This window comes from Labrenzia sp. OB1, assembly GCF_001624695.1.
Lineage (GTDB): Bacteria > Pseudomonadota > Alphaproteobacteria > Rhizobiales > Stappiaceae > Roseibium.
This window is the reverse complement of the sequence record NZ_JSEP01000027.1, coordinates 1-25739: the sequence shown is the minus strand read 5'-3', so window position 1 is coordinate 25739 and position 25739 is coordinate 1. Positions and strand designations below refer to the sequence as shown.

24 protein-coding genes and 1 pseudogene are annotated in these 25739 nt (G+C 61.2%); 13 read left to right on the top strand and 12 right to left on the bottom strand.

Translation table 11 applies throughout. The features are described from left to right. The first annotated feature begins 74 nt into the window (after window positions 1-74). The gene (locus tag OA90_RS24350; RefSeq protein WP_068418987.1) at window positions 75-1421 is read left to right on the top strand and encodes a caspase family protein; all 1347 of its coding nucleotides are present in this window, start codon (window positions 75-77) and stop codon (window positions 1419-1421) included. Between the two features lie 39 nt (window positions 1422-1460). On the opposite strand, the gene OA90_RS24345 is transcribed toward OA90_RS24350, so the two are convergent. Together OA90_RS24345 and OA90_RS24340 are read right to left on the bottom strand one after the other, a co-directional pair. Further along, the gene (locus tag OA90_RS24345; RefSeq protein WP_068418985.1) at window positions 1461-2186 is read right to left on the bottom strand and encodes a M15 family metallopeptidase; all 726 of its coding nucleotides are present in this window, start codon (window positions 2184-2186) and stop codon (window positions 1461-1463) included. Continuing rightward, complete coding sequence (locus OA90_RS24340) at window positions 2176-2742, bottom strand: sigma-70 family RNA polymerase sigma factor (protein WP_068418980.1); 567 nt, start codon at window positions 2740-2742, stop codon at window positions 2176-2178. Before OA90_RS24340 ends, OA90_RS24345 begins: the two co-directional genes overlap by 11 nt. Window positions 2743-3060: 318 nt before the next feature. Here OA90_RS24340 and OA90_RS24335 point away from each other — a divergent pair, with 318 nt between their 5' ends. Together OA90_RS24335 and rlmN are read left to right on the top strand one after the other, a co-directional pair. Next, the gene (locus OA90_RS24335; RefSeq protein WP_082837255.1) at window positions 3061-3570 is read left to right on the top strand and encodes an invasion associated locus B family protein; all 510 of its coding nucleotides are present in this window, start codon (window positions 3061-3063) and stop codon (window positions 3568-3570) included. Between the two features lie 330 nt (window positions 3571-3900). Continuing rightward, window positions 3901-5124: a 23S rRNA (adenine(2503)-C(2))-methyltransferase RlmN gene (gene rlmN / locus OA90_RS24330; RefSeq protein WP_068418977.1), complete on the top strand. Its 1224-nt coding sequence runs from the start codon at window positions 3901-3903 to the stop codon at window positions 5122-5124. 137 nt (window positions 5125-5261) lie between these two features. Here rlmN and OA90_RS24325 read toward each other — a convergent pair whose 3' ends face one another. Beyond that, window positions 5262-7448: a molybdopterin cofactor-binding domain-containing protein gene (locus OA90_RS24325; protein WP_068418974.1), complete on the bottom strand. Its 2187-nt coding sequence runs from the start codon at window positions 7446-7448 to the stop codon at window positions 5262-5264. A gap of 3 nt (window positions 7449-7451) precedes the next feature. Beyond that, window positions 7452-7913 carry a (2Fe-2S)-binding protein gene (locus tag OA90_RS24320; RefSeq protein ID WP_068418971.1) on the bottom strand — a complete coding sequence of 154 codons (462 nt, stop codon included), beginning with the start codon at window positions 7911-7913 and terminating at the stop codon, window positions 7452-7454. A gap of 181 nt (window positions 7914-8094) precedes the next feature. On the opposite strand from OA90_RS24320, the gene OA90_RS24315 reads away from it, so the two are divergent. The 3 genes from OA90_RS24315 (at window position 8095) to OA90_RS24305 (ending at window position 10904) form a co-directional block, all read left to right on the top strand. After that, window positions 8095-8703, top strand: a complete 609-nt coding sequence (locus tag OA90_RS24315; protein WP_068418969.1) for a TetR/AcrR family transcriptional regulator — start codon at window positions 8095-8097, stop codon at window positions 8701-8703. 292 nt (window positions 8704-8995) lie between these two features. Next, entirely contained in the window at window positions 8996-10216 is a 1221-nt protein-coding gene (locus tag OA90_RS24310) for an argininosuccinate synthase (RefSeq protein WP_068419105.1), read from the top strand. A 34-nt stretch (window positions 10217-10250) separates the two neighbouring features. Next, on the top strand, window positions 10251-10904 hold the full coding sequence (locus OA90_RS24305; protein WP_208986289.1) for a ferredoxin: 654 nt from the start codon (window positions 10251-10253) through the stop codon (window positions 10902-10904). A 27-nt stretch (window positions 10905-10931) separates the two neighbouring features. Here OA90_RS24305 and folK read toward each other — a convergent pair whose 3' ends face one another. The 4 genes from folK to OA90_RS24285 all read right to left on the bottom strand — a co-directional run bounded on the left by folK (window position 10932) and on the right by OA90_RS24285 (window position 14129). Further along, window positions 10932-11480 carry a 2-amino-4-hydroxy-6-hydroxymethyldihydropteridine diphosphokinase gene (gene folK, locus OA90_RS24300; protein ID WP_082837254.1) on the bottom strand — a complete coding sequence of 183 codons (549 nt, stop codon included), beginning with the start codon at window positions 11478-11480 and terminating at the stop codon, window positions 10932-10934. A 1-nt stretch (window position 11481) separates the two neighbouring features. Beyond that, the gene (gene folP / locus OA90_RS24295; protein ID WP_068418964.1) at window positions 11482-12300 is read right to left on the bottom strand and encodes a dihydropteroate synthase; all 819 of its coding nucleotides are present in this window, start codon (window positions 12298-12300) and stop codon (window positions 11482-11484) included. A 159-nt stretch (window positions 12301-12459) separates the two neighbouring features. Then, window positions 12460-13671 (bottom strand): multidrug effflux MFS transporter, encoded by a 1212-nt coding sequence (locus OA90_RS24290; RefSeq protein ID WP_068418959.1) that lies wholly within the window; start codon window positions 13669-13671, stop codon window positions 12460-12462. Next, window positions 13668-14129 carry a MarR family winged helix-turn-helix transcriptional regulator gene (locus OA90_RS24285; protein WP_068419098.1) on the bottom strand — a complete coding sequence of 154 codons (462 nt, stop codon included), beginning with the start codon at window positions 14127-14129 and terminating at the stop codon, window positions 13668-13670. The genes OA90_RS24290 and OA90_RS24285 overlap by 4 nt, the downstream gene beginning before the upstream one ends. 204 nt (window positions 14130-14333) lie before the next feature. Between OA90_RS24285 and typA the strand changes: the two genes are divergently transcribed. The 5 genes from typA to OA90_RS24265 all read left to right on the top strand — a co-directional run bounded on the left by typA (window position 14334) and on the right by OA90_RS24265 (window position 20124). Then, a complete protein-coding gene (gene typA / locus OA90_RS24280) occupies window positions 14334-16157 on the top strand; it encodes a translational GTPase TypA (protein ID WP_068418954.1) in 1824 nt (607 codons plus the stop codon). A gap of 592 nt (window positions 16158-16749) precedes the next feature. Further along, on the top strand, window positions 16750-17682 hold the full coding sequence (locus tag OA90_RS24275; RefSeq protein WP_068418952.1) for a rhodanese-like domain-containing protein: 933 nt from the start codon (window positions 16750-16752) through the stop codon (window positions 17680-17682). 1 nt (window position 17683) lies between these two features. Further along, a complete protein-coding gene (locus OA90_RS24270) occupies window positions 17684-18814 on the top strand; it encodes a YeeE/YedE family protein (RefSeq protein ID WP_068418947.1) in 1131 nt (376 codons plus the stop codon). Then, entirely contained in the window at window positions 18811-18987 is a 177-nt protein-coding gene (locus tag OA90_RS28715) for a hypothetical protein (protein ID WP_156510624.1), read from the top strand. The genes OA90_RS24270 and OA90_RS28715 overlap by 4 nt, the downstream gene beginning before the upstream one ends. A gap of 84 nt (window positions 18988-19071) precedes the next feature. Beyond that, the gene (locus tag OA90_RS24265) at window positions 19072-20124 is read left to right on the top strand and encodes a MaoC family dehydratase (protein ID WP_068418944.1); all 1053 of its coding nucleotides are present in this window, start codon (window positions 19072-19074) and stop codon (window positions 20122-20124) included. Window positions 20125-20199: 75 nt separating this feature from the next. On the opposite strand, the gene OA90_RS24260 is transcribed toward OA90_RS24265, so the two are convergent. The 3 genes from OA90_RS24260 to OA90_RS24250 all read right to left on the bottom strand — a co-directional run bounded on the left by OA90_RS24260 (window position 20200) and on the right by OA90_RS24250 (window position 23854). Continuing rightward, window positions 20200-21474 carry a murein L,D-transpeptidase family protein gene (locus tag OA90_RS24260; RefSeq protein ID WP_068418941.1) on the bottom strand — a complete coding sequence of 425 codons (1275 nt, stop codon included), beginning with the start codon at window positions 21472-21474 and terminating at the stop codon, window positions 20200-20202. Between the two features lie 357 nt (window positions 21475-21831). Then, window positions 21832-22788 carry an acetyl-CoA carboxylase carboxyltransferase subunit alpha gene (locus tag OA90_RS24255; RefSeq protein WP_068418939.1) on the bottom strand — a complete coding sequence of 319 codons (957 nt, stop codon included), beginning with the start codon at window positions 22786-22788 and terminating at the stop codon, window positions 21832-21834. A 220-nt stretch (window positions 22789-23008) separates the two neighbouring features. Beyond that, the gene (locus OA90_RS24250) at window positions 23009-23854 is read right to left on the bottom strand and encodes a DUF3108 domain-containing protein (protein WP_208986288.1); all 846 of its coding nucleotides are present in this window, start codon (window positions 23852-23854) and stop codon (window positions 23009-23011) included. A 413-nt stretch (window positions 23855-24267) separates the two neighbouring features. On the opposite strand from OA90_RS24250, the gene rpmB reads away from it, so the two are divergent. Further along, window positions 24268-24564, top strand: coding sequence for a 50S ribosomal protein L28 (rpmB, locus tag OA90_RS24245; protein ID WP_068418936.1), 297 nt, complete (start codon window positions 24268-24270; stop codon window positions 24562-24564). Window positions 24565-24587: 23 nt separating this feature from the next. After that, window positions 24588-25082, top strand: a pseudogene (locus tag OA90_RS24240) (VUT family protein); the annotation flags it as partial. Window positions 25083-25460: 378 nt separating this feature from the next. On the opposite strand, the gene OA90_RS24235 reads toward OA90_RS24240, so the two are convergent. Beyond that, a partial coding sequence (locus OA90_RS24235; protein ID WP_199823691.1) for a transposase occupies window positions 25461-25739 on the bottom strand: 279 nt, incomplete at its 5' end.

Sequence of the window (25739 nt, the reverse complement as noted above, 5' to 3'; positions counted from 1 at the left end):
ACCTCCCGCAAGGGAAAATTCCCTTGCGTTCCTCTCCTGGGATCGGTTTTCTTTTATCTCGCTGGAGACTGGAAATGACCGCAATTCCGAGAACGATGACAGGCATTTGGCTGTTTGTAATGGTATTCGCCATGTCGTCGATGGCGCATGCGGCCGGCAAGGTCGCGCTGGTCATCGGCAATGGCAATTACCAATCGATGCCGGCATTGGCGAGCCCCTCGAATGACGCCAACCTGATCGCAGGCAAACTCTCCGAACTCGGTTTCGATGTTGTCCGCGTTATCGACGGCGACCGGCAGGCGTTCCAGGACGGCCTCACCCGGTTCGGGCGCGGGGCGCAAGGAGCCGATGTCGCTCTGGTATTTTACGCCGGCCACGGCGTTCAGGTGGACGGCCGCAACTGGCTGTTGCCGGTGGATGCAGATATCCTGACCGCGACGGACCTGCCCGGCCAGGCGGTCAAGGCCGACGACCTTCTGGAAATCATGGAAGCCTCCAGGGCGCGGCTGAAGCTGGTTTTCCTGGATGCTTGCCGCAGCAATCCCCTGCCGCGCTCCCTGTCCCGGGGAACGACAAACGGACTGGCCCGGCTGGAAGCAAACGCGGCAGGCATGATGATCGCCTTCGCCACAGCGCCTGACGAAATCGCGCTGGACGGGTCGGGCTCCAACAGTCCCTTCACCGAAGCGCTGGCTCGTATGATCGGCACACCCGATCTGGAAGTCCGCCAGCTGATGGGCCGCGTGCGCGACAGCGTCTACACATCCACGGGCGAACGCCAGGAACCCTGGTTAAACGACACCCTCATCGGAGAATTCTATTTCGGTGGAAAATCGGAAGACAGCAAGCAGCCCGTTGCCAAAACCACACCGGCGAGCCGTTCAGGGGACACCGGATCGGAAAGCAAGCGGGCCAAGAACCTGACGGCGGCCCGTCACAATCCCCTGCCGGACTACGCCGCCAAAATGTGCAGCCCGGCACGCACCGGCAACAGCGGCTTGCAGGTCTGCGCCAGTTCCGTGCTCGATCCGCAATATGGAAACCGTTACGGCCCTGGAAATCTGTTCGACGGCAAGACATCGACCGCCTGGGTCGAGGGCGTTTCCGGGGACGGAGCAGGAGAAAAGGTCCTGTTTGCCTTTGACCGGACCAGATCGCTCCAGGGCTTCGAAATTGTCAACGGTTACGCCAAGAACCGGGACATCTTTCGCAAGAACGCCCGCGTCAGAACCGCCAACATTACCCTGTCCGACGGCACAAACCGGATCCTCAGCCTGAGCGACACGATGGGTGCCGAGCGTTACGTCTTCGAAACGCCCGTGGAAGCCGCGTGGCTGGAAATCGAAATCGGTTCTGTTTTCCCTGGATCCAAATACAAGGACACGGCTATTTCGGAAGTGACCCCCTTGTTTGACGAGTGATCCCGACTGACGTCGACAGGAACCCGGATACGGGCGCCTTTACCGGCGCTCAATCGGGAAATCGAATGCCTTGCCGGGAAACGGTTCACCTTGAAGGGTGAAATGCCACCACTCTCCCGGATAATTCCGGAAACCGCCGCCTTTCATCAGTGCCACGAGTGTCCGGCGCAGGCTCTGGGCGGAGACAGGAATGGCGGTCGATCCTGTATGGCTGGCAGGGTCGAAGCAGTCGAAGGGGGTGCCGAAATCAGCGGTCTCCCGGTCCTTGCGGGCACAGGCGGGCGGAGTATCGGCCTCAGGGACCGAGCCGGAAAGCAATTCCAGAGCAACATCGACGGTGGACCCTCTGGCGTGGCTGCTTTTCGCGCCGATATAACCTTGCCGGATCAGGTGCGCCCGCGACACCCTCGGGTAATACGCGGGGTCTGTACCCTTGCCGGAATTGACCCAGGCCACCATTGCGTCAACGGCCTGTTGCGGCCGGTAGCAATCGAAGACGACGAGCGAGTACCCCGCGCTCACGGCGGCGTTCTGAACCCTGCCGAGCGCCTTTGCCGCATCTTGCGTCAGGATGCATTCCGGTGCCTCATAGCCGGGCAGACGTTTGCGCATGAAGTTGTCACGGCTCGCGTAACGCATGTCCTGGCGGATATCGGGAACCGCATCGCGCAGATAAACGAACCCTCGTGGCAACGCATCCGAGGCTGCGTTGGAGACCCCTGCGCAGACAATCAGACCGGCAACGGCAAACCGCCTAATCCACATCGACGGCCGCGTCGGCTTCCAGAAGCTGGCGCAACCTGCCGAAGGCGAGGCGGATCCGGGATTTCACCGTTCCGAGCGGCAGTCCTGTCTGATCGGCGATTTCGCTGTGCGACTGTCCGATGAAAAAGGCCAGCCGGACCACCTGACGCTGGTCCTCGGGCAGTTGTTCCAGCGCGGCCCTGACGCGTGTTTCCCGCAAGCGTGCATCCATCTCGTCGGCGACGTCCGGCAACGGCGCCGGCTGAAGCGCAGGTTCGTCCGGATTGAGTTCCGCGGTCTTTTGCCGGCGCAGACGGTCAATACGGCGGTTTCGGGCAATACGGAAAAGCCAGGTACTTGCGGAGGATTTACAGGGATCGAAAAGATCCGCCTTGCGCCAGAGCGTGACCATCACATCCTGGGCGACTTCCTCGGCAACGGCATTGTCGGCGCCCTGTTTCATCAGATAGCCCTTCAGACGCGGGGCGAAATGATCGAACAATTCGACGAAGGCAGCCTTGTCCCGCTCCGCCGCGACCTTGACGATGAGATCGGAATAATATTGCGCATTCGCCAACGGATACCAAACTCCCTGCCGAGCCAACGGTCATGACCGATCTTTAACACGTTCGCCGGTTTTCGAAAGGGGGTTAAGGCACACCGCCACACTCTTGCCGTGATTAACCGCAACAGGCTGTGGGACAATTCGGGAAACGGTCCCGTTCCGGCGGCCCGCACCCTGACATGAGAAAAAGAGCGACGAAAAACTCAAAAACCAATTGCCATGGCTTCAACCCTTTCGTAACCCGCTTTAAGTTATCATTAAAGCAAGGTTTATATGTCAGACGGCAGTTGAATTGAATTTGACGGAAACTCAAAGCCAAACGGTGTGGAGATGATGAAAGCAAAATCGCTGGTTCTAGCCCTTGCAGGTCTGGCCGTTTCGAGTGCAGTGGCTTTCGCGCAGACCCCGACGCTTCTGAAGCAGCACAACGACTGGGCGGCCTATGCGCTCACAAGTGGCAGCGGCAAGGTCTGCTACGCGTTGACCAAGCCAACCACCTTGCTTCCCGGGGATCGCAATCACGGAGATGTCTTCTTCTTCGTGACGAGCCGTCCGGCGGAAGGCGTCAGCTCGGAACCGAGCCTGCTTGTCGGCTATCCCTTCAAGGACAAGTCTTCGGTGGCGGTCGATATCGACGGCAAGAACTTCACGCTGTTCACCAACAATGACGGTGCCTGGGTGGAAAACGCCGCGACAGAAGCTCAGCTTGTCGCCGCCATGAAGGCGGGCCGGGAAATGAGTGTGAACGGTGAATCAAGCCGCGGCACCCGGACGACCTACAAGTTCTCGCTGTCCGGTGTGACGGCGGCGATCAATACCGCCAGCCAGGCCTGCCAGTAACCGGCAAAGCCTCTCCCGTTTTCGCGACATTGACCCGGCAGGGCGCTTCTGCGCCTTCGCCGGGCTTTTCGGCATGCATCGGTTCGCTGGCCGCATGGCACCAATGCAGCCGCAAAACTTGATTTTTACCGGCGTTTGTGGTTTTGGAAACGGCTTGAGCATGCCGCGTTCGAGTGAACGCAGACAGGATGCTCCAACACTTTAGAAATCGACCGACTTTCTGACTTCCGTTTCCTGCTGGTCGGAGGTCTGATGATCAGGTGACCGGCTGCCGTATCCACCAAACAGGATACGCCACGAAAAACGCCGGACAGGAAAACGGATCACGACATGGCGATTACGCTCGATATCGCGCGGGACAATCCGAACGCGCCGACCGTTCCAGCCGCAGCGGTTCTGCTGCCGGGCGAGGAAAAGCCGGTGCTTGTCGGCCTCAGCCGCGAAGAACTGGGCGAAGCGCTCGGCACGATAGGCGTACCGCAGAAACAATGGCGGATGCGGGCATCCCAGCTCTGGCATTGGCTGTATGTGCGCGGTGTGTCCGATTTCGCGCAGATGACCAACATCGCCAAGGACCTGCGTCAGAAACTTGCAGATAATTTCTCGATTGCCCGTCCGGAGATCGTCTCCGAGCAGATTTCCGTCGATGGCACCCGCAAGTGGCTGTTCCGCTTCCCGCCACGCGGCGCCGGCCGCCCGGTTGAGGTCGAGACGGTCTATATTCCCGAAGAAGGCCGGGGAACGCTGTGCGTTTCGTCCCAGGTCGGCTGCACCCTCACCTGCACCTTCTGTCACACCGGTACCCAGAAGCTGGTCCGTAATCTGACCGCGGAGGAAGTCCTCTCGCAGATCCTTCTGGCCCGCGACCGCCTCGGCGATTTTCCGGATGCGCACACGCCGCAGGGTGCCATTGTTCCCTCCGAGGGCCGGCTGGTCACCAATGTCGTGATGATGGGCATGGGCGAGCCGCTCTATAATTTCGAGAACGTGAAAAAGGCGCTTCTGATCGCCTCCGACGGCGACGGCCTGTCGCTCTCCAAACGGCGTATCACCCTGTCGACCTCCGGCGTCGTTCCGGAAATTTTCCGCACGGGCGACGAGATCGGCTGCATGCTGGCGATCTCCCTGCATGCGGTCCGCGACGAGCTGCGTGACGTTCTGGTGCCGATCAACAAGAAATGGAACATCGCAGCCCTGCTGGACGCCTGCCGCAACTATCCGGGCCTGTCCAACGCCAAGCGCATCACCTTCGAATACGTGATGCTGAAGGGCATCAACGACAGCAACAAGGACGCGCTGGATCTGGTCCGGCTGCTGAAGGGCATTCCGGCCAAGATCAACCTGATCCCGTTCAACCCCTGGCCGGGCTCCGAATACGAATGTTCGGACTGGGAGCGGATCGAGGAATTCGCCGACATCGTCAACCGCGCCGGCTACGCCTCCCCCATCCGCACCCCGCGCGGCCGCGACATCTTCGCCGCCTGCGGCCAGCTCAAATCGGCTTCGGAACGCATGCGCAAGAAAGACCGGGACGCGCTGGCGGCCCAGGCTTAGGCAGTCGAACCAGACTTTCCATTCGGGCAAAGCACATCGCTTTTTCCAGCCGCGTTTCATGAACCGCGATGTTTCAGGTGTCCAACATGCAAAAAGCCGCCCGGAGGCGGCTTTTTTCGTTTCAGACGACTTTCAACTCACACAAGCCCCGCCTTCGACAACGGCAAACTCGAAATCCAGTCGCCCTTGGCCGCAGCGATGGCATTGGCGACGGCCGGGCCGATTGGAGGTGTGCCGGGCTCGCCGATGCCGGTCGGCGGCTCATTGGAGGCAACGATATGCACCTCGACCTCCGGCATGTCCGACATACGCAGCGGCTCGTAGGTGTCGAAGTTGGTTTCCTCGACCACCCCGTCCACCAGCGTCACCTGATTGCGCAGGATCGCGCCGAGGCCGTAGCCGATGCCGCCCTCGACCTGGGCAACAATGTTGTCCGGGTTGATTGGCGTGCCGCAATCCACGGCGGCGGTCACCTTCTCGACCTTCACCGTGCCGTCGTCGCGGAACGAGATTTCCGCCACTTCCGCCACATAGGAGCCGAAGGACTTGTGCACGGCGACGCCCCTGTAGCGGCCGTCGGCCAGCGGATGGTCCCAGCCCGCCTTCTCCGCAGCTAGCTTCAGGACATTCGCCTTGCGCGGATCGTCCCGGATCATCTCCAGCCGGTAGGCGACCGGATCCTTGCCGGCTTCCTTCGCCAGACGGTCGATCATGGTTTCCATGACATAGGCCGTGTGCGTATGCCCGACCGACCGCCACCACAGAACCGGAACCTGCGTTTCCTGAAACGTCTGGTCCATGTTCATCAGCCCAAGGGCATAGGACGTGTCATGCGCGCCCTCGGTCATGTTGTGGTCGACGCCATCCTTCATGAGCATCGCCTCGAACGGAGTGCCCTTGACGATCGATTTCGCCGCGATGTTGTACTTGAACGCCGTGACGTTGTTGTCGGCGTCGAGGCCAACCCTGATCCTGTGAGCCGACATCGGCCGGTAATAGCCGCCCGCCATGTCGTCCTCGCGGGTCCAGACGATCTTCACCGGTGCAGGCTCCATTCCGTCTGCCTGCATCGCCTTGGCCAGCATCGCGATCTCGACGACCGGATGGGCATCCGCCTGGGCGCGCCGGCCGAAGGAGCCGCCTGCCCAGAGCGTGTTGATCCTGACGTTCTGGAACGGGATGCCAAGCACGGTGGCTGCCACGTTATGATCGATGGTCTGGATCTGGGATCCGAACCAGAATTCCGCGGTCTCCCCGTCGAACATCATGGCGATGTCGAGCGGCTCCATGGCTCCGTGAGCCAGGAACGGAAAATCATAGTCGGCGTCGATCACCTTCGCAGAGACTTCCAGGGCAGCATCGACGTCACCGTCCTCGCGCACTTTCACGCCCGGCTGTGCCGTCATCTCCTTGAGTTCAGCGATCATGGCGTCACTCGACCGGGTCTCCGCCCCGCTGTCATCCCATTCGATTTCCAAGAGCGACCGGCCTTTGATCGCCGGCCATGTGCTGTCGGCAACCACGGCGACACCGTTCGGAACCTCCAGCACATTGACGACGCCGGGCACTTTCCTGGCCTCGCTCGCGTCAAACGACTTCACCTTGCCGCCAAAACGCGGCGCCCTGGCGACGGTCGCCACCAGAAGGCCGTCCCGCTGAAAGTCCATGGTGTAGGTGTTCGGAGCACCGACCGTCTTGTTCTTAACATCGAGGCGCGGAAAGGACTTGCCGATATAGACCCACTGATCCGGTGTCTTCAGCACCGGTTCGGCCGGAACTTCTTCACCGGCGGCAAGGCCGGCCAGTTCACCCAGCGTCGCGGACTTGTCGGACCCGTGCGAGACGACACCACCGGAAACGGCGACTTCGGAAGCAGGCACTCCCCAGTCCTTCGCGGCGGCGGCCACGATCATGGCCTTGGCCGCAGCGCCTGCCTGGCGGTACTGCGTGAAGGAGTTGGCCATGGCGGTGGAGCCGCCCGTGCCCTGAACTCCGAACATCGTGTTGGCGTAGAGCTGCGGATTCGACGGTGCGAACTCGACCATGACCTGATCGTGCGACGCATCGAGTTCATCGGCAACAAGCGTCGCAAGCCCGGACGCCGTTCCCTGGCCCTTGTCGAGATGCTTGGACAGCACCACAACCGTGTTGTCCGGGCGGATATGCACGAAAGGCTGGAGGAAATCGCCTTCGGCCGCCGACGCTGCGGATCGCGGCAGGTTCATTGCCAGAACGAGACCGCCGATGGTGCCCGCTGACAGCTTCAGGAAGGTCCGCCGGCTCGGTTGAGCAGCCTCAAGAGGTTTTTGCAGGAGATGCAACATGGCTCAGCCCTCCATCTTGTCGGAAGCAAGGTGGATCGCCTTGCGGATACGGGCATAGGTGGCGCAGCGGCAGACGTTGCCGTCCATGGCGAAGTCTATGTCTTCGTCGGTCGGTTTGCCCGTCTCGCTCAAGAGCGCAGTCGCAGCCAAGATCTGGCCGGACTGACAATAGCCGCATTGCGGCACATCCAGCTCCTGCCAGGCGGCCTGCACGGCTTCGGCGGCCTTGCCGTCGATCCCTTCGATTGTGGTGATTTCAGCGTCTTCCACATCTCCCACCATGGTCTGGCAGGATCTGATCGGCATGCCGTCCAGATGGACGGTGCAGGCGCCGCACGAGGCGATGCCGCAACCGAATTTGGTACCGGTCAATTTGAGTTCGTCGCGCAGTGCCCACAAGAGCGGGCTGTCGGGATCGGTATCGAGGGTGCGCGTTTCCCCGTTGATTTTCAATGTCACTGACATCTTGAGACATCTCCTTTGGCTGGCCTGATCTGGCTAAAGGAAGTAAACTACACCGTGCAGTTTAATGATTGTCTGCGCGTCTGTAAACGCCGTAGTTTACATAGAGCGGAATTTTTGGGATGTAAGGGAACAGGACACAACACGCGAAAAAAAATCAGTCGTGGGAGAACTCGGATCAGGCATGTCCGTATCAGACCGGAAGAAAAAGCAGATCATTGAAGCCGCGATCGCGGAATTTCAGGAAAAAGGCTATGCCGGCACAAGCATGGACCGGATTTCCGAGCGGGCTCAGGTATCCAAGCGAACGGTCTACAATCACTTCGAAAGCAAGGAAGTGCTCTTCCACGAGATCAATCAGTTTCTCGTCGACCAGGTGAATTCCGCGCTTGAAATTCCCTACGACAATACCAAACCGATCCGCGAAATGCTGATGGAGCTCGGCTGGGCAGAAGGCGCGCTGCTGATAAATCCGTGTTTCATGAACCTTGCCCGCATGGTGATGAGCGAAACGATCCGCGACCCGGCGTTGGCGGCGGACATGGAATCGCGCATGACCCTCCAGTCCGATTTCGAAGCCGTCCTGCGGCGCGCCACCGAAGAAGGCCGGCTGTCCGTCGACGACCCGGCGGTCGCGGCAAAGCAGTTTCTCGGCCTTATCAAGTCACGCGGCTTTTTCCCGAACCTCTACGCCGCCCGTGTCCCGGACCGCGCGGAAATCGACAAGATCATTGCCGAGAGCGTGGACATGTTCATGGCGAAATACAGCAAGGAACCGACCCGCGCCGGCTAGGCATCAATTGCCCCCCCCAGGACGCGCGTTGGCGATACCTGCGCCACGGTTTCCTCCATTTTCGGATGCGGCGCGGTCGGTACGGTTTCGGTCAACCCGCCACTCCACCGACAAATGAACGCAGGTGGAGCCGCAAGGGCTTGCGCCGGGAAGAGAACCGGCTAAATTGCCGCAAATTTTCAACACGCGGTCAAACCGCCCGGAAACTGCTCAGGATATGGAATTTGGTCCGGTTTCGGGGCAACTTCACATCCCTGATGGACCCCGGAACAGCAAACTGGACCCTCTCCAAATGGCGCATGGTGACATCAAGAAAGTCGTGCTGGCGTATTCCGGCGGCCTCGACACCTCCATCATCCTGAAATGGCTGCAGACCGAACTGGGCTGCGAAGTGGTGACCTTCACCGCCGATCTCGGCCAGGGTGAGGAACTGGAACCGGCGCGCAAGAAGGCCGAGATGCTCGGCATCAAGGAAATCTACGTCGACGACCTGCGCGAGGAATTCATCAGGGACTTCGTCTTCCCGATGTTTCGCGCCAATGCCGTTTATGAAGGTGTCTACCTGCTAGGAACTTCCATCGCCCGGCCCCTGATCTCCAAGCGGCTGATCGAAATCGCCGAGGAGACCGGCGCCGACGCCGTCGCGCACGGCGCCACCGGCAAGGGCAACGACCAGGTCCGCTTTGAACTCGCCGCCTATGCGCTCAACCCCGACATCAAGGTGATCGCTCCCTGGCGCGACTGGACCTTCAAGTCCCGGACCGACCTGATCGACTTTGCCGAGAAGCACCAGATCCCGGTTCCGAAGGACAAGCTCGGCGAAGCGCCCTTCTCCGTCGATGCCAACATGCTGCACTCTTCCTCCGAAGGAAAAGTGCTGGAAGACCCGGCCGAGGAAGCCCCCGCCTATGTCTACCAGCGCACGGTCGATCCGACCGAAGCTCCCGATGTCGTCACCGAGATCGAGATCGGCTTCGAAAAGGGCGACGCGGTATCGCTCAACGGCGAGAAGATGTCTCCAGCAACCCTCTTTGCCAAACTCAACGACTATGGCCGCGACAACGGCATTGGCCGCCTCGATCTGGTCGAGAACCGCTTCGTCGGCATGAAAAGCCGCGGCATCTACGAAACGCCGGGTGGCACGATCCTGCTGACCGCGCACCGGGCAATGGAATCCATCACTCTGGATCGGGGCGCGGCGCATCTGAAGGACGAACTGATGCCGCGCTACGCGGAGCTGATCTACAACGGCTTCTGGTTCTCGCCCGAGCGCGACATGCTGCAGGCCCTGATCGACAAGAGCCAGGAGCATGTGACCGGGTCGGTTACGCTGAAGCTCTACAAGGGTAATGTCATCCTCACGGGCCGGTCCTCGCCCTATTCCCTCTATTCCGAAGAACTGGTCACCTTCGAGGACGACCAGGGCGCCTATGACCAGAAGGACGCCGCCGGGTTCATCAAGTTGAACGCCCTGCGCCTGCGCACCCTGGCCAAGCGCGACAGGCTCGGCTGAGACCCTTGCGATGACGGGACCGGCGGCAGAGTTGATGAATGATCTCCTCGCCGCCGGGTTCCTGCGACTGGGCGGCTTTCATCCCGCCGGGGACTATCCGCTTCCCCCGCTTTCCGGTGGCCGACCCGCAAAAAGCCTTCTGCTGATCGGCAGCACCGGCCCGGCTCTGTGGCCGGTCTTCGAGAAAAGCCCGGAACATACAGACGGCATGCCCGATCCGCTCGACCGGTATACGAAACGCGTTCTGAGCGAATGCGCCGCAAGGCACGGCTTCGAGGCGCTGTTTCCCTTCGAAGGTCCGCCGTATCATCCCTTTCAGCAATGGGCGTTGAAATGCGGAGGCTTCTCGCCGAGCCCCCTGGGCGTGCTCGCGCATGGGACTTTCGGGCTGTGGGCGGGCTTCAGGGCTGCGTTCCTAAGCGCCGCGAAGCTTCCTGACGCCTTGGCTGTGGCCGAAGACGGTCCTTGCCCGGCCTGCACGGAAAAACCCTGCCTCTCCACCTGCCCGGCAAACGCCATATCGCTGGAAAACGGTTACGACGTGCCGGTATGCCGCGACTATCTGGCGGCCAATCCGGCGGGCGACTGCTGGTCCGGCTGCCTGGCCCGGCGCGCCTGTCCTTTCGGAGCACCGCACCGGCAATCTGCCGGAACAGCCGGTTTTCACATGAGAAGCTTTGCTGGTTAGGAAATCGCCCGAAGCATGCAAAAGGCTTCAGTCGAGCAGTTTGACAACACCATCCCGGTCCGGACAGATTTCCAGCGCATCCGCCGCCGTCCGCCCGTCGCCAAGCGGCGCATCGGGCCAGATTTCGGCCAGCGGGATCAGAACGAAAGCCCGGTCGCCCATGCGGGGGTGCGGTATTTCGAGATCCTTCTCCACCACCTTCTCAAGGCCATAGATCAATACATCGACATCGATAGACCTCGGCCCCCAGCGAACATCGCGCACCCGCCCGAGTTCTGTCTCCACTTCAAGGCAGCGCCTGAGCAACTGGACTGGACTGAGAAGCGTATCGATCACCACACAGCAATTGCGGTAGTCGTCCTGCGGCACCGGCCCCCAGGGCGGCGTCCGGTAATCGGAGGAGCGCAGCACCAGCGTGATGCCTTCCGTCTGATCCAGTTTCCCTATCGCCTTGTCCAGAATGGCCTTCGTATCGCCGACATTGGACCCGAGCCCAAGAGCACAGCGTGTCGGAGCGCGGCGGATCGGAGTCTCGCCGGTTTCATCGGTGTCCGGCGTCCGGTTGGAAGATGTCATCTCAGTTGGGGTTCCGTTCAAGCGAGGTTGCCTCAAGCATACGCACGCAATCCGCATGTGGACCCACATCATGTGCCCGCACGATCGCCGCCCCTTTCAAAAGGGCGGTCATATGGACAGCGAGTGAGCCATAAAGACGGTCTTCGATATCCGCACCAAGCACGGCGCCGATCATCCTCTTGCGGGAGGCTCCGGCAAGAAGCGGCAGCCCGTGTTTCTTCAGCGTGTCCAAGCGATTGAGAACAAGAAAATTCTGGTCGATGGTCTTGCCGAATCCGAAGCCCGGATCGAGAATCTGCTTTTCCCGGGCGATACCGGCCCGGCTTGCAAGTTCCATCGAGGTTTCGAAGAAACTGTCGATGTCCCCGAGAATATCGAGGTCGCCGTCGATGCCTGCTCGATTGTGCATCATCACCACAAACGCTCCGGCCTCGGCCACCGCATCCGCCATGGCCGGATCCTTCTGCAGGCCCCAGACGTCATTGACAATGACGGCTCCAGCCGCGCAGGCCCGCCGGGCGATTTCAGCCTTGTATGTATCGATGGAAACCGGCGTTCCGAGGCCGACGACGTCTTCAAGGACGGGTGCGAGCCGGGCCCATTCTTCTTCCTGCGCGACCGGCACCGAGTTCGGCCGCGTGCTCTCCGCTCCGATGTCGAGAATATCGGCGCCCTTATCGATCATCGCCCTTGCATGGGCCAGCGCCGCACCGGGCACAGCATGCTGTCCGCCGTCGGAGAAGGAGTCGGGTGTAACATTCAGGATGCCCATCACCTGCGGGCGGTCTGTCGGCAGACGGTATGCAGCGGCTTTCGCCATGTCGCGGCTCCTCAGGGACAGCACCCAGAATCAATCCGGCTCCTGATGCCTGCTCCGGCGGAACGGGTCAAGCGCCGTCATGCTCGCGTTCCCCTGTTATCCCGGCTCCGCGCGGATCCGCCTTGCGGCGTCAGGGATGCATATCAGCCGCAAGGTATCTTATCGGGCAGCGGCCGGCTGCGGCACCTGGCTTTTGAAAAACAGACTGCAGGCGATGCCGGCGATCGGCATCATCGGCAGGATCACGGCCAGCCCGAAGACCGGGTCATGCAGGGCTGCCACGATCAGGCTCACGACAATACCGCCGCCGAACTGCAGAAACCCGACGAGAGAGGAGGCAGCGCCGGCGATATTCGGAAATGGAGCCATGGAGTCCGTGAAACTGGCCGGAAGGACCAGCGCCAGGCCAAACGCAAACAGGGCGACCGGCCCCATGACGGTCGTTACGGTCGGTTGCTGGGTCAGGTTCAGCCAGCACATCAACACAGACGCGGCAACCCAGATCGCCATGCCATAGGGCACCAGTTTGCGCGCCTCAACAACCCTGAGCAGCCGACCGGTCAGGACTGTGCCTGAAATGAAAGCCGCTGACTGGATGATCATGGACAGACCGAACTCGGACGGCGTCAGGCCGACTTCATAAATCAGTACGAAAGGCAGGACGGTCGCCAGCGCATAGAGTGTCCCAAGGCCGAAGCCGATCAGGAGACTCGGCCCCAGAAAACGCGGATCCTTGAGCAGGGTCAGGTAATTGGAAACCAGTTGCCGCGGATTCAGGTGATGTGTGCCGGGGTTCGGATTGGTCTCTACCTGAAAGACCACAACCGCCAACATCAGCACGGCGCCGTAGATCACCATGCACCAGAAAACCTCCTGCCAGCCGAACAGCTCCAGCACGAAACCGCCGATGGTCGGCGAGATCGCCGGGCCGAGCGCAAGCATCATGGCGATGGTGTTCATGATCCTTGACGAGGCCTGGCCGGAGAACTGATCCCGGACCATCGCTCGGGAAACGGCAATGCCGATGGCCGCCCCGAGGCCCTGAAACCCGCGTGCGGCGACCATGAACTCCACCGTTGGCGCAAGGGTCGCCAGCACACTGGAGATCAGATAAAGAGACAGAAACGCCAGAGTGACGGGCTTGCGCCCGAAGGCATCGGTGACCGGGCCGCAGATCAGCTGGGCAAGGGCAAAACCGGCGAAATAGGCTGTCAGCGTAAGCTTGACCGCTGCATCGCTGGTACCGAACGCCTCGACAAGCGCTGGCATCGCCGGCGTGTACAGCGCCATCGAGATGGGCCCGATGGCGACAAGCCCGGCTCCGAGAAGCGCGGTACGCCTTGCGCTCATGATCGGGATGTCGGAAATCATTTCTGTTTCCCTTTGGAAACCTCTTGCAGCATGCTGTCCTTCATCGTCTGCAACAGATCTTCCAGAACGTCCTGTTTGTCCGACGCAATCTCTTCGAGCGCTTGCGAGCGCACCGCGTGAAGCGCCACGCCGATGCGTTCAAGCAGCGGATCGGACTGCGGTGTCAGCTTGATGAGTTTTGCCCGTTTGTCTGTCGGATCGGCGCAACGCTTGATAAGTCCGGCCGCTTCCAGGGAGTCCAGATATCCAACCAGGGTCATCGGCTCGACATACATGTTTTCGGCCAGCACAGCCTGCCTCTGCCCGGGACTGCGCCAGACATAAAACAGGGTTCTTGCCTCGCCGACCGTCAGTCCCGTGTCGACTTCCAGCAGGGCTGTCTCAAAGCGCCTGCGGATCAACCGTGCCAAATCGACGACCAGCATGGTGACACCTACGCTCGGAGGAGGAACAGACATCGACACTCCAATTTAGTAAGGTTACCTTACGAATTACGCCTTCAACCATATACTGTCAATGCGCACTTGTGACATTGCATTGCACAATCCGTCCCGGCCACGTATAAAGGCGCCAAATTCGGCGAGCAGCCGATCTGTAGATATCTCACATCCAGACATGCTGCGGGTCCTCTAAAGGGCCCGCTCTGTCTTTTGGAGCCACTCATGAACTTGCGCAATATTGCCATCATCGCACACGTTGACCATGGCAAAACCACACTGATCGACGTTCTTCTCAAGCAATCCGGCGCGTTCCGCGACAACCAGCGCACGGAAGAACGGATGATGGACTCCAACGACATAGAGCGCGAACGCGGGATTACAATCCTTGCCAAAGTGACGTCGCTGGTCTGGAAAGACACCCGCATCAACATCGTCGACACGCCCGGCCACGCCGACTTCGGCGGCGAAGTCGAACGCATCCTGCACATGGTCGACGGCGTGATCCTGCTGGTCGATGCCGCCGAAGGCCCGATGCCGCAAACGAAGTTCGTGCTCGGCAAGGCGCTGAAGCTCGGCCTCAAGCCGATCGTCGCGATCAACAAGATCGACAAGCCCGAGCAGCGCGCCGAGGAAGTACTCGACGAGGTCTTCGACCTGTTCGCCGCGCTGGACGCAAATGAAGATCAGCTCGATTTCCCGGTTCTGTACGGCTCCGCCAAACAGGAATGGATGGCGCTTGAGCCGGACGGACCGCAAGACAAGATGGACCCGCTGTTCGACATGGTTCTCGACCGGATCGCCGAGCCGGAAGCCGAGCCGGGCGAATTCCGCATGCTGGCGACGACCATTCAGTCCGATCCGTTCCTCGGGCGCATCCTGACCGGCCGCATTGTTTCAGGCACCGCCGTGCCGAACATGGCCGTCAAGGCCCTGGCGCGGGACGGCAGCGTCGTCGAGACAGGCCGTATTTCGAAGGTTCTTGCCTTCCGTGGCCTGGAGCGCCAGCCGATCGAACAGGGCGAAGCCGGTGACATCGTCTCCATCGCAGGCCTGACCAAGGCAACCGTGGCCGACACGCTCTGCTCCCCCTCCATCAGCGAGCCGCTGCAGGCCCAGCCGATCGATCCGCCGACCCTGTCCATGACCTTCCGCGTCAACGACAGCCCGCTGGCCGGGACCGAAGGCGCCAAGGTGCAGTCGCGCGTCATCCGCGAGCGTCTTATGAAGGAAGCCGAGGGCAACGTCGCCCTGAAAGTGGAAGAAACCGACGAGCCGGACGCTTTCGTCGTTTCCGGCCGCGGCGAACTTCTGCTGGCGATCCTGATCGAGAACATGCGCCGCGAAGGCTTCGAGCTCGGCGTCGGCCGTCCGCGCGTCGTCTTTCAATATGACGACGCCGGAAACCGGCTGGAGCCGATCGAGGAAGTCATCATCGACGTTGACGAGGAGCACTCCGGTGCTGTCGTGCAGAAGCTGCAGGAACGCAAGGCCGACCTTCTGGAGATGAAGCCCTCAGGCGGCGGACGCACGCGTCTCGTTTTCCATGCCCCGACCCGGGGCCTGATCGGCTACCAGGCCGAGCTCATGTCCGACACCCGCGGCACGGCTATCTTCAACCGCCTGTTCCACGGTTACGAGCCCTTCAAGGGCCCGATCCAGGGCCGTCATACCGGCGTGCTCCTGTCCAACGGCACCGGCGAGGCCGTGGCCTATGCCCTGTTCAACCTTGAAGACCGTGGCCCGATGATGATCGACCCGGGCACCAAGGTCTATCCGGGCATGATCGTCGGCGAGCATACCCGTGGCAACGACCTGGAAGTCAACGTCCTGAAAGGCAAGCAGCTCACCAACATTCGCTCCGCCGGCAAGGACGACGCGGTCAAGCTGACCACGCCGAAGAAACTGACCCTGGAAGCGGCGCTCTCCTACATCTCCGACGATGAGCTGGTGGAGGTCACCCCGGTGTCTATCCGCCTGCGCAAGGCGATGCTCGACCCGCACGAGCGCAAACGCGCCGAACGCACGGCCAACAAGGCCTCCGCGTAAGGCAACTGCCGAACCCTCCGCCCCGGCCTTGCGCCGGGGCCACGTCACGCGTGCATTGAAGGTCCCGGATCATGTCCGGGACCTTCGCTTGTTAGGGTCTCCCGTTGCGGGACAAGGCCGTCGTATTTGAACGGGAGGTTGCGCCAAATACCTCTATCGGGGATGTGACCCTCCGAGTGTCACCCCGGACAAGCGAAGCGCAGATCCGGGGTCTACTCGCCGTGCGACTCGCTGAAACAGGGGAGTTTCAGGGAGCAGTGCTTGTTCAATTCACGTGCTCTCTGGAAATGAGTAGGTCCCGGGTCTCGCTTCGCTCGCACAGGGTGACGCAGGTATTTGCCGCAACCTCCCGCTCAACTGAGACCGCCCTAAGAACCGGGTGCCAACCGCAGGCATCGCCGCGAACCCGCATCCGCCCCTCCGCAAAGCTTTGCCCGCAAAGCCGCCCGCCTTGGTTCAAATTATCAACCGGCCGGACAAAATTGAAATGCCATCCCTGTTTCCTTCTCGGCAGATCCCCTAGATTCAGCGACAATCAAACAGACGCGGCCTGCCGAAAGCCGGACGGCCGCTGACCAGGAAAGCTGATTTCATGAAACACTTCGCGCTCGCATTGGCGATGGCCACAGGCCTTGCAACCTCTGCCCATGCCGCCACCTTCGGCCCGCTGGTGGAAGCCGCCGAACTGTCCGCGTCGCTGGAGACAGCGCAGCCGGTCCTTCTCGACATCCGCAACGCGGGCTATGAGGATGGTCATGCGGACGGCGCCCTGTTCGCCCCCTATCGCATGTTCCGCGGACCGGCGGAAAACCCCGGCGGTCTCGTCGACGTCGAAAAACTGGAAGCCGAACTCGAAGAGCTTGGCCTGGAGCAGGACGCCCCGATCGTGATCCTATCCGAAGGCAAGACCGACACCGATTTCGGCGCCGCGGCCCGGGTCTACTGGACCTTGAAGTCCACCGGCTTCACCGACCTGTCGATCCTAAACGGCGGCCTCGTCTCCTGGCAGGCAGCCGGTCTGCCGGTGAACAAGACCGTCGAATCCGCCATGCCGAGCGAGCTTGAGCTGACCTTCGACGACACTTGGCTGGCGACGACCTCCGACATCGCGGCAGTCGCCACAGGCGAGAAGGATGCGCTTCTGGTCGATTCCCGCCCCGCCGCTTTCTTCAACGGTCAGAAGGCCCATGCGGCGGCGAAACGCCCCGGCACTCTGCCCACCGCGACAAACCATGCCTACACCACCTTCTTCGACAAGGGCTCCCCGGCCATGTCGACAGCCATCGATCCGGCCGCCCTCAAGACGACACTCGGCGTCCAGGATGGCAAGGACACGGTCTCCTTCTGCAACACCGGCCACTGGGCCGCGACCCACTGGTTTGCCGTCTCGGAAATTGCAGGCGTCGAAAACGCCAAGCTTTATCCGGGTTCCATGGTAGAATATTCAAATACCGGATTTGAAATGGCCAACACCCCGGGCCTCCTGGAAAACCTGTTGAGCCAGATAAAGCAGATTATCAACTGACGTGACCACACTGACCGACAGCTCCTTCAACGCCACGGCGCCAATCCTGCGCCGTGGCGTCCTCGTTCTGGCCGGCCTCGCTGTCGTCTTCGCGGCGGCGCTTCTGGCCGGTGGCCGCTTCGGCCTGATGCTCGCCATCGGGCTGGGCTTCGGCATCGTGCTGGAAGGCCTGCGCTTCGGGTTCGCCGGTCCCTGGCGCGCCATGATCCTGCGCCGCGATCCGGCCGGCATCTGGGCCCAGCTCCTGGCAATCGGCCTGGTCACACTGGTGGCCCTGCCGATGATCTCCACCAGTTCCGGCGAATTGGTCGGCGCGGAAGCGCCCGTCGGGTTTGCCATGATCGCCGGGGCGTTCATTTTCGGGGCCGCCATGCAGGTGGTGCTCGGCTGCGGCTCCGGCACACTGGTCAACGCGGGCTCCGGCAACGCGGTTGCCCTGGTGGCCCTGCCTTTCTTCGCCATCGGCAGCTTCGCCGGCGCCTATCACCTGATCTGGTGGACGGATCTCGGCGCGCTGCCGATCATCAAGTTTTCCGGCTGGCAGGGCGTCGCCCTCACGCTGCTCGGTCTCGCGGCCATCGCCGGCCTTTTGTGGAAGCTCGCACCACCCGAACACCGCCGCCTGCCGCGCCGGCTGATCATCGCCGCCGTTTTGCTCGCGGCGTTCGCCATCCTCAATCTTCTCGTCGCCGGACAGCCCTGGGGCGTCGTCTACGGGCTGGGGCTGTGGGCCGCCAAGGCGGCTTCCGCCGCTGGCGCCGATCTCTCCGGCTCACCATTCTGGAGTGCCCCCGGCTCGCTCGATCGCCTGAAAAAAAGCATCCTGACGGACTACACCTCGTTGACGAATATCGGCATCGTGCTCGGCGCTTTTCTCGTTGCCAGCTGGCGCGTCGGCGGCCTGTCGCAAAAGCTCCCGAAGCTTCCGGCCCTGGCCTGGATTGCCGCCATCGTCGCGGGCTTCCTGCTCGGCTATTCCTCGCGCCTCGCCTTCGGCTGCAATGTCGGCGCGTTCTTTTCCGGCATTTCAACGGGAAGCCTGCACGGCTGGGTCTGGTTCGCCGCCGCCTTCGCCGGATCGGTCTACGGCGTCCGTCTGCGGCCGCTCCTCAAGCTGGAGCCGAAGCCATGACCCGGCTGGTCACCGCCACCATCGCGGTTTTGGGGATTGCCATCCTGATCGCCCTCGACGCATCCGCCACCCCGCCAAACCCCTACAAGGCCCCGCCGCTCCTTGCCCTAGGCTCCGGCACCGCGCCTTCCGGCGGCTTCTGCGGCGCCTTGCCGGATGGGGCAGGGAAGTAGCCTCCTCAGCAAAACGTTCAACTTGCCCTTGTGCGCCGCAGCAGGCTTAATGCGCGCCGGTGGGATCACAGGCAGGAGGTGGCGTTGAGCAAGACCGATCAGGGCAATTTTTTCGAGGATTTCAAGATCGGGCAGGTGATCCGGCACGCAACGCCGCGCACCGTCACCAGTGGCGACCAGGCGCTTTATACGGCGCTTTACGGCTCGCGCTTCGCTGTGCAGTCCTCTGATGCCTTTGCCAAGGAACTCGGCTATGCCCATGCCCCCATTGACGACCTGCTGACCTTTCATATCGTCTTCGGCAAGACCGTTCCGGACATATCGCTCAATGCCGTCGCCAATCTCGGCTATGCGGGCGGGCGCTTCCTGGCGCCGGTGTTTCCCGGCGATACGCTCTCCACCGTTTCGGAAGTGATTGGCAAGAAGGAAAATTCCAACGGCAGGACCGGCGTCGTCTACGTGCGCTCCACCGGCTACACCGACAAGGGCACGGAGGTGCTGGACTACGTGCGCTGGGTGATGGTCAACAAGCGTGTTGCGTCCAATCCGGCACCCGAACCGGTGGTGCCGGACCTTCCGGCCGCCCTCGACCCGCAGTCTCTCGGCATGGCCGTGCCCCTGCTGGACAGCGCCAGATGGGACAACGACCTGTCCGGCTCGCAGTACCGCTTCGGCGACTATGAAATCGGCGAGAAGATCGACCATGTCGACGGCATGACCGTGGAGGAAGCCGAGCACCAGATGGCCACCCGGCTGTACCAGAACACGGCCAAGGTTCATTTCAACCAGCACACGGAGGCGAAGAGCCGCTTCGGCCACCGGCTGATCTATGGCGGCCACGTCATCTCCATCGCCCGGGCGCTGTCTTTCAACGGACTGGCGAACGCCTTCCACATCGCCGCCATCAACGGCGGCCGTCACGTGGCCCCGCTGGCAGCCGGCGACACCGTCTATGCCTGGTCCGAAGTCCTCGACAAGTCCGATATCGACGGGCGCACGGATGTCGGCGCGCTGCGCCTGTGCCTGATCGCCACCCGCAACCGGCCCTGCCACGACTTTCCCGGCAGGAACCCGGATGGCGCCTACGCGGACAACGTCATTCTCGATTTCGATTATTGGGTCTTGATGCCGAAATAGCCTTCGCGATCAGGATCATCGACGTTCGATCCAAGTCGAAGGAACGTGCGAAAGCTCAGCGGTTCGCAAGGTGCTCTACGGCTTGGCGGCAGGCACCACTTCCGTGGCGATCGGCCCGACGCCGCCCCCTTCGTCCGCGGTCTTCGGTCCGAACGGCACCCAGCGCTTGAAGAAGCCGCCGACAGACCCGCCGCGCGGTTTTTCTTCAGCCACGAAGGCCGTTTCAACTGCAGCTCCCGGCCGCTTCTGAACTTCAGGAGCGTTTACGGCTTCGGTCGCTGCGGTCTCTACCGGCTGATCTGTGCCTGCAGGCTGTGCACCTGTTTCGGCATCGGTTCCGGCGACTGCGGTTCCGGTTGCCTGGTCCTCCTGCCCGCCGCCGAGAACTTCGGCGATGCGGTTGGAGCGTTCTTCCCAGCGTTTCTGACGTTCCTCGCGCGCATCGAAGCGCGCGGCAAGCATCTGGAACTTCGCGTTGTCCTTGCGCTGCTTCGCCGACACCGCGGAAGCGATCCGCGGGCTGATCTTCAGATCCGGACATTGCGCGCTGGCGCGGAACGGCACGCCCTGAACCAATGTGGTCGAGTCGAAGACGTATTTCCGTTCGCAGACAGCAATCGCCGGCGGTGTCTGCGTGACTTCGAAATGATCGTAACCTGTCTTCAGCATCTTCCAGAATTCCAGATGCTCGCTGTCGCGGTGGCGCGCCATGTTTTCCGGGGTCATGCGGAAGGGATAGGCCTGAACCTGGAAAGACCGCTGCCCGCCCTTGAAGCTGTCGCGTGCCAGCGCATAGATATCCTGAACCTGTTGATCCGTCATGGCGTAACAGCCGCGCGACGAGCAGGCGCCGTGAACCATGAGGTGCGACCCTGTGCGGCCGTGCGAGCGGTCATAGGCGTTCGGGTAACCGAGATTGAAGGCCAGGTGATAGCTGGAGTTCGGGTTCATCAGAGCCGGGGTAATCTCGTAGAAGCCTTCCGGCGCCTGGCGGTCGCCTTCCTTGAACTTCGGACCAAGCTCGCCGGACCACTTGCAGATCTCGAAATCTTCCAGAAGCTTGTATTTGCCGCTGCGCGTCTGTTTCCAGACCTCGAGCGAGGATTCTTCCTTGAAGATCCGGATCATGATCGGCGAAGTGGCGCTCATGTTGAGATCGCTCATCTTGCGCTTGATTGACGCGCTGACCGGACGCTGCGCCTTGGGACCATATCCGAATTCATCGGCCTGGCAGGATGCAAGGAAGCCGGCAGCAAGCAACGCACAGGTCAGCCTGGTGGAGTTGCCACGCAGACTTTCCAGACCTTGCCGGATGCCGGCACGCATCTGCATGAAGCGCCGAAAGACCATTTCACTATCCCAAACTCGCCCGAACTTGCCGGAAAACGACAAAAGATTTCAGCCGTTTGCCAAGACGACCAGCTCGCACTTCCAGTCATTCGCCCCCGCGCAAGGCTAGGGAATGATGGTTGACGATAGGTTACTGAATCCCGTTCTCACCTGCGAACCAATTTCCGGTGATGACAACAATTTTCGCAGAAAGACAGAATTCAGTCCTTCTCCATGGTGACCTGAGTGAGGGAAAATTCTGGCCAGACAATGGCAAACCCGGCAGATTTGCGCCGGGAATCGCGAATATTCTGCTGAAGTTCCAGTAAATTGGCGTAACTGACGCCCTCAACGGCCAGACAGAAACCCCAACAGCTCTCAACCGAGCGTGCGGCCTATGGAGATGAATTTCTCGCGCCGCTGCTTGCGCAGTTCGTCGGCGCTCAGACCCGACAATGTTTTCAGGGCGGCCTCGATGGACTTCCCGGCGGAATCGATCACGATCTCGCGGGCACGGTGCGCGCCGCCGACCGGTTCCTCGATGATACCGTCGATCGCGCCCAGCTGCTTGAGATCCTGAGCGGTGATTTTCAGCGCGGTCGCCGCGTCCTGCGCCTTGGTGCTGTCCCGCCACAGAATGGAAGCCGCGCCTTCCGGCGAGATCACCGAATAGATGGCATGCTCCATCATCAGCACCTTGTTGGCGGTCGCAATCGCGATAGCCCCGCCCGAACCGCCTTCACCGATCACGACGGAAACGGACGGTGTCGCAAGACCGAGACCGGCATCGGTCGAGCGTGCAATCGCCTCCGACTGCCCGCGTTCTTCCGCGCCACGGCCCGGATAGGCGCCCGAGGTGTCGACAAAGGTGATCAGCGACAGGCCGAAGCGCTCGGCCATTTCCATGATCCGCACCGCCTTGCGATAGCCTTCCGGCCGGACCATGCCGAAATTATGCTTCAGCCGCGTCTCGGTATTGTGGCCTTTTTCCTGGGCCAGAACGGCAACGGACTGGCCGCGGAACCGGCCGATCCCGGCGATCATCGCGTGATCTTCGGCAAATTTGCGGTCCCCGGCGAGCGGAGTGAAATCCTCGATCAGCCCGGCGATATAATCGTCGGCATGCGGCCTGTCCGGATGACGGGCGACAAGCGTTTTCTGCCAGGGTGTCAGCTTGGAATAGAGTTCCTTCAGCGTTTGCGAGGATTTCGCCTTCAGCCGGTCGATTTCATCCTCGACATTGACCGCTTCGCCACCGGCGGCCAACGCCCGAAGCTCCTGGATCTTGCCTTCTATGTCTGCAACGGGCTTTTCGAATTCCAAATAGCTGCGCATTTACTCGCTTACCTGAGACAAGCCGGCACCGCCTGAAAAGAGCGGCCACTCCGGAAAACAGTTACATGGGCATTCTTGGCCCGGACGGCATGACGTGGAGGGCTGTAACAAGAGACGCAGGGAGGCGCAAGCCTTCGCTTGGCCATCCTGTCTCCAAATTCGGGCTTACAGGGGACAATCCGGCCACTCGCCGGGTCATTCTCCACGCTAGCGGGCCATTTCAGCGGGAAGCCTGATCGCTGCCTGCGCCCTCGATGTTCAGCTTGGAGGCTTCAACGACCAGACGGCCGGTTTGCGTATCGATCGAAATCCGGTAGGGGATCAGGACATTCTCCCGGCCCATCGGCGCGACCCAGACCTCCATATTGGCCTTGGCCATATGCTTGACCGACTTCTTGGACGGGCGGTGACCGGCGACCGGAACCCAGCGCGCCTTGCACACCACCACCGGTCCGTCATAGCCACGCCCTGAAACCTCCCTGGTTCCTTCGTAGCTCAGCTTGATGTCGAACCGGGTCCAGCCGTCGAAAATCGGCAATTTACGCGAGCAGGCCTTCGGCCCCAGGCTGTCCCTGGCACGACCGACCGGCATCAGCGCCGCGCTCAGCGGATCAATGGCGTTGCTGGTGTGACGTCTGGTGACCTTGATGCGTTCCGCATTGGGTTTGAACTGCGGCGCTACATCCATCGAACGGATACTACCGGAACCCTGGCTCAGCTTGACGTGAAAATCGATGTTGGCCGCATGGGAGGCCATACGGTACTTGGAGGGCACGACCCGCGACCCCACCAGCCAGCCGGACGCCTCCGCCCCACCCTTGCCGGTGGAAAACAGCGTTCCGATGCCTGCCGGCTCGAGGCTGACCTTGGCGGAATAGGCGTTGCCCTGCATGACCAGCGACAGCGATCCACGGCCGACCTTGAAACCGGCAATGGAGATGGAATAAAGCCCGCCGACACTGCTCTTTTCTGCCTGAGCCGGTGAAATCAGCAGCGCGCCCGCAAGCATCGGCAGAGCGACCAGCCGTCCCGGAACGAGACCGGATAAAAACCTAAAACCAAACACCTCAAAACCTCCGCGCTGCCTTATCCGGCAGCGAATTGCGCCCCCGCGCACCATAAAGTGTTCCGTAACGGCAAGGATATCACGAATTCCGCCCGATGAACGCAACCAATCATTCTAAAATATGGTAACCGAGTGGTTAACGACCGGTATCGAGAACTGTTGAAAATGGCGATAGCGGCAATGAATTTTCTTTCGCTTGCCCTCCGGCGAACCTTCCTGCGGAGAAAAATCACAGAATCTTGCCAAATCGCCGGAGATGTCTTGACGCTGGCGCGCACTGCCAGTATAGCGGGGCAACTTTTTTCCGAGAATTGCCGGAGACGATGTCGCCGGACCTAAGGTCCGCGCCGGTTCCGGTTTGGACTTGCCGGGTTCCATGTAACGGCCCGGCCACGAAAACAAAAGGTGATATCATGGCACGCCGTTGCGAACTTTCCGGTAAAGATGTGATGACGGGCAACAACGTCTCGCATGCGAACAACAGATCCCGTCGCCGGTTCCTGCCGAACCTGTGCAACGTGTCCCTGATGAGCGAGACGCTTGGCGAAACCTTCAAGCTGAAAGTCTCCGCCCACGCCCTGCGCTCCGTTGAGCACCGTGGCGGTCTCGATGCTTACTTGAGCAAGGCCTCCGACGCGCAACTGTCCGACGCAGCCCGCAAGATCAAGGTCAGCATCAAGCGCAAGCAGGCTGAAGCCGCTGCTGCCTAACGTCCAACCCTTAGGGTAAAATCATGACGGATACCCGGAATTTTTCCGCGGGCCATCACGCCATCGCGATCCTCGCGATGGCGATTGTCGTTGTGGCCTCCAACTATCTTGTCCAGTTTCCCGTCGACCATATTGTCGGCGGCGTCAATCTGGCAGACACGCTGACGTGGGGTGCCTTCACCTATCCCGTCGCATTTCTTGTCACGGATCTGACCAACCGCCGCTTCGGACCGGCGGCCGCCCGCAAGGTGGTGATCGTTGGCTTCCTGATCGCCGTGGTTCTCTCCATCTGGCTGGCAACCCCGCGTATCGCGATTGCTTCCGGCTCCGCGTTCCTGGTTGCCCAGTTGCTCGACGTCACGATCTTCGACCGCCTCCGGCGCTCGACATGGTGGAAGGCGCCGGTCGTTTCCTCCCTGATCGGCTCTGTGGTCGATACCATTCTGTTCTTCGGCATCGCCTTCTCGGCGAGCTTCGCATTCATCGACATCTTCTTCGGCATGGAAGACGGTTCGCTCCGCCTGCCTGACCCCACTCGAGAGACTTCGAGCACATGAAAAAAGCGCCCACCGGGCGCTTTAGAGTCCTGCCGAACCCTTGGGTCATCCCGGACGGTCTGCAGCGCTAGCTGCGTGGCCAGATCCGGGATCCAGACATGTTTCGCGTCATAGGCGCGTCTTGTTCCATGATTTCAAAAGCTTGACTGGTTGAGTGCTCGCTTGCGCACGCACTGATGTGCCGGATTCCGGATCAGCACGCAGCGACGCTGCACTTGTCCGGAATGACGTGCAGATTTGTCACCGGTCCGAGAATCGCCCACAGACGCCTTTCCAGGGCACCGCATACCGCTGCAACACCTCTCACGCCTGACGGCAGCTTATACCAAACGACAAAATTCAGGACCGATGCGCCCAGTCACGCATTCCGATTGACATGATTTTCCATGGCTGATCGATGAGCGTGTTCCAGGCCCGGCAGCACAGGTCGACGATCTGGTCGTAGTCCTTGAAGACCCGGTTTGAGAGCCAGTTTTCTCGCATGTACTGCCATAGGTTTTCGACAGGATTGAGTTCGGGAGATCGGGGTGGCAAAGGCAAGAGTGTGATGTTGTCCGGGATGGCGAGCTTGTTTGACGTGTGCCATCCGGCCTGATCAAGGATGACCACGCCATGGGC

Coding starts and splice junctions, on each gene's coding strand:
- OA90_RS24275 (WP_068418952.1), top strand. CDS start 16,750: ATGAAACACTTCGCGCTCGCATTGGCGATGGCCACAGGCCTTGCAACC.
- OA90_RS24325 (WP_068418974.1), bottom strand. CDS start 7,448: ATGTTGCATCTCCTGCAAAAACCTCTTGAGGCTGCTCAACCGAGCCGG.
- OA90_RS24260 (WP_068418941.1), bottom strand. CDS start 21,474: ATGGTCTTTCGGCGCTTCATGCAGATGCGTGCCGGCATCCGGCAAGGT.
- folK (WP_082837254.1), bottom strand. CDS start 11,480: ATGACATCTTCCAACCGGACGCCGGACACCGATGAAACCGGCGAGACT.
- OA90_RS28715 (WP_156510624.1), top strand. CDS start 18,811: ATGACCCGGCTGGTCACCGCCACCATCGCGGTTTTGGGGATTGCCATC.
- OA90_RS24335 (WP_082837255.1), top strand. CDS start 3,061: ATGATGAAAGCAAAATCGCTGGTTCTAGCCCTTGCAGGTCTGGCCGTT.
- typA (WP_068418954.1), top strand. CDS start 14,334: ATGAACTTGCGCAATATTGCCATCATCGCACACGTTGACCATGGCAAA.
- OA90_RS24315 (WP_068418969.1), top strand. CDS start 8,095: ATGTCCGTATCAGACCGGAAGAAAAAGCAGATCATTGAAGCCGCGATC.
- rlmN (WP_068418977.1), top strand. CDS start 3,901: ATGGCGATTACGCTCGATATCGCGCGGGACAATCCGAACGCGCCGACC.
- OA90_RS24285 (WP_068419098.1), bottom strand. CDS start 14,129: ATGTCTGTTCCTCCTCCGAGCGTAGGTGTCACCATGCTGGTCGTCGAT.
- OA90_RS24305 (WP_208986289.1), top strand. CDS start 10,251: ATGAATGATCTCCTCGCCGCCGGGTTCCTGCGACTGGGCGGCTTTCAT.
- OA90_RS24310 (WP_068419105.1), top strand. CDS start 8,996: ATGGCGCATGGTGACATCAAGAAAGTCGTGCTGGCGTATTCCGGCGGC.
- OA90_RS24290 (WP_068418959.1), bottom strand. CDS start 13,671: ATGATTTCCGACATCCCGATCATGAGCGCAAGGCGTACCGCGCTTCTC.
- OA90_RS24345 (WP_068418985.1), bottom strand. CDS start 2,186: ATGTGGATTAGGCGGTTTGCCGTTGCCGGTCTGATTGTCTGCGCAGGG.
- folP (WP_068418964.1), bottom strand. CDS start 12,300: ATGGCGAAAGCCGCTGCATACCGTCTGCCGACAGACCGCCCGCAGGTG.
- OA90_RS24350 (WP_068418987.1), top strand. CDS start 75: ATGACCGCAATTCCGAGAACGATGACAGGCATTTGGCTGTTTGTAATG.
- OA90_RS24320 (WP_068418971.1), bottom strand. CDS start 7,913: ATGTCAGTGACATTGAAAATCAACGGGGAAACGCGCACCCTCGATACC.
- rpmB (WP_068418936.1), top strand. CDS start 24,268: ATGGCACGCCGTTGCGAACTTTCCGGTAAAGATGTGATGACGGGCAAC.
- OA90_RS24255 (WP_068418939.1), bottom strand. CDS start 22,788: ATGCGCAGCTATTTGGAATTCGAAAAGCCCGTTGCAGACATAGAAGGC.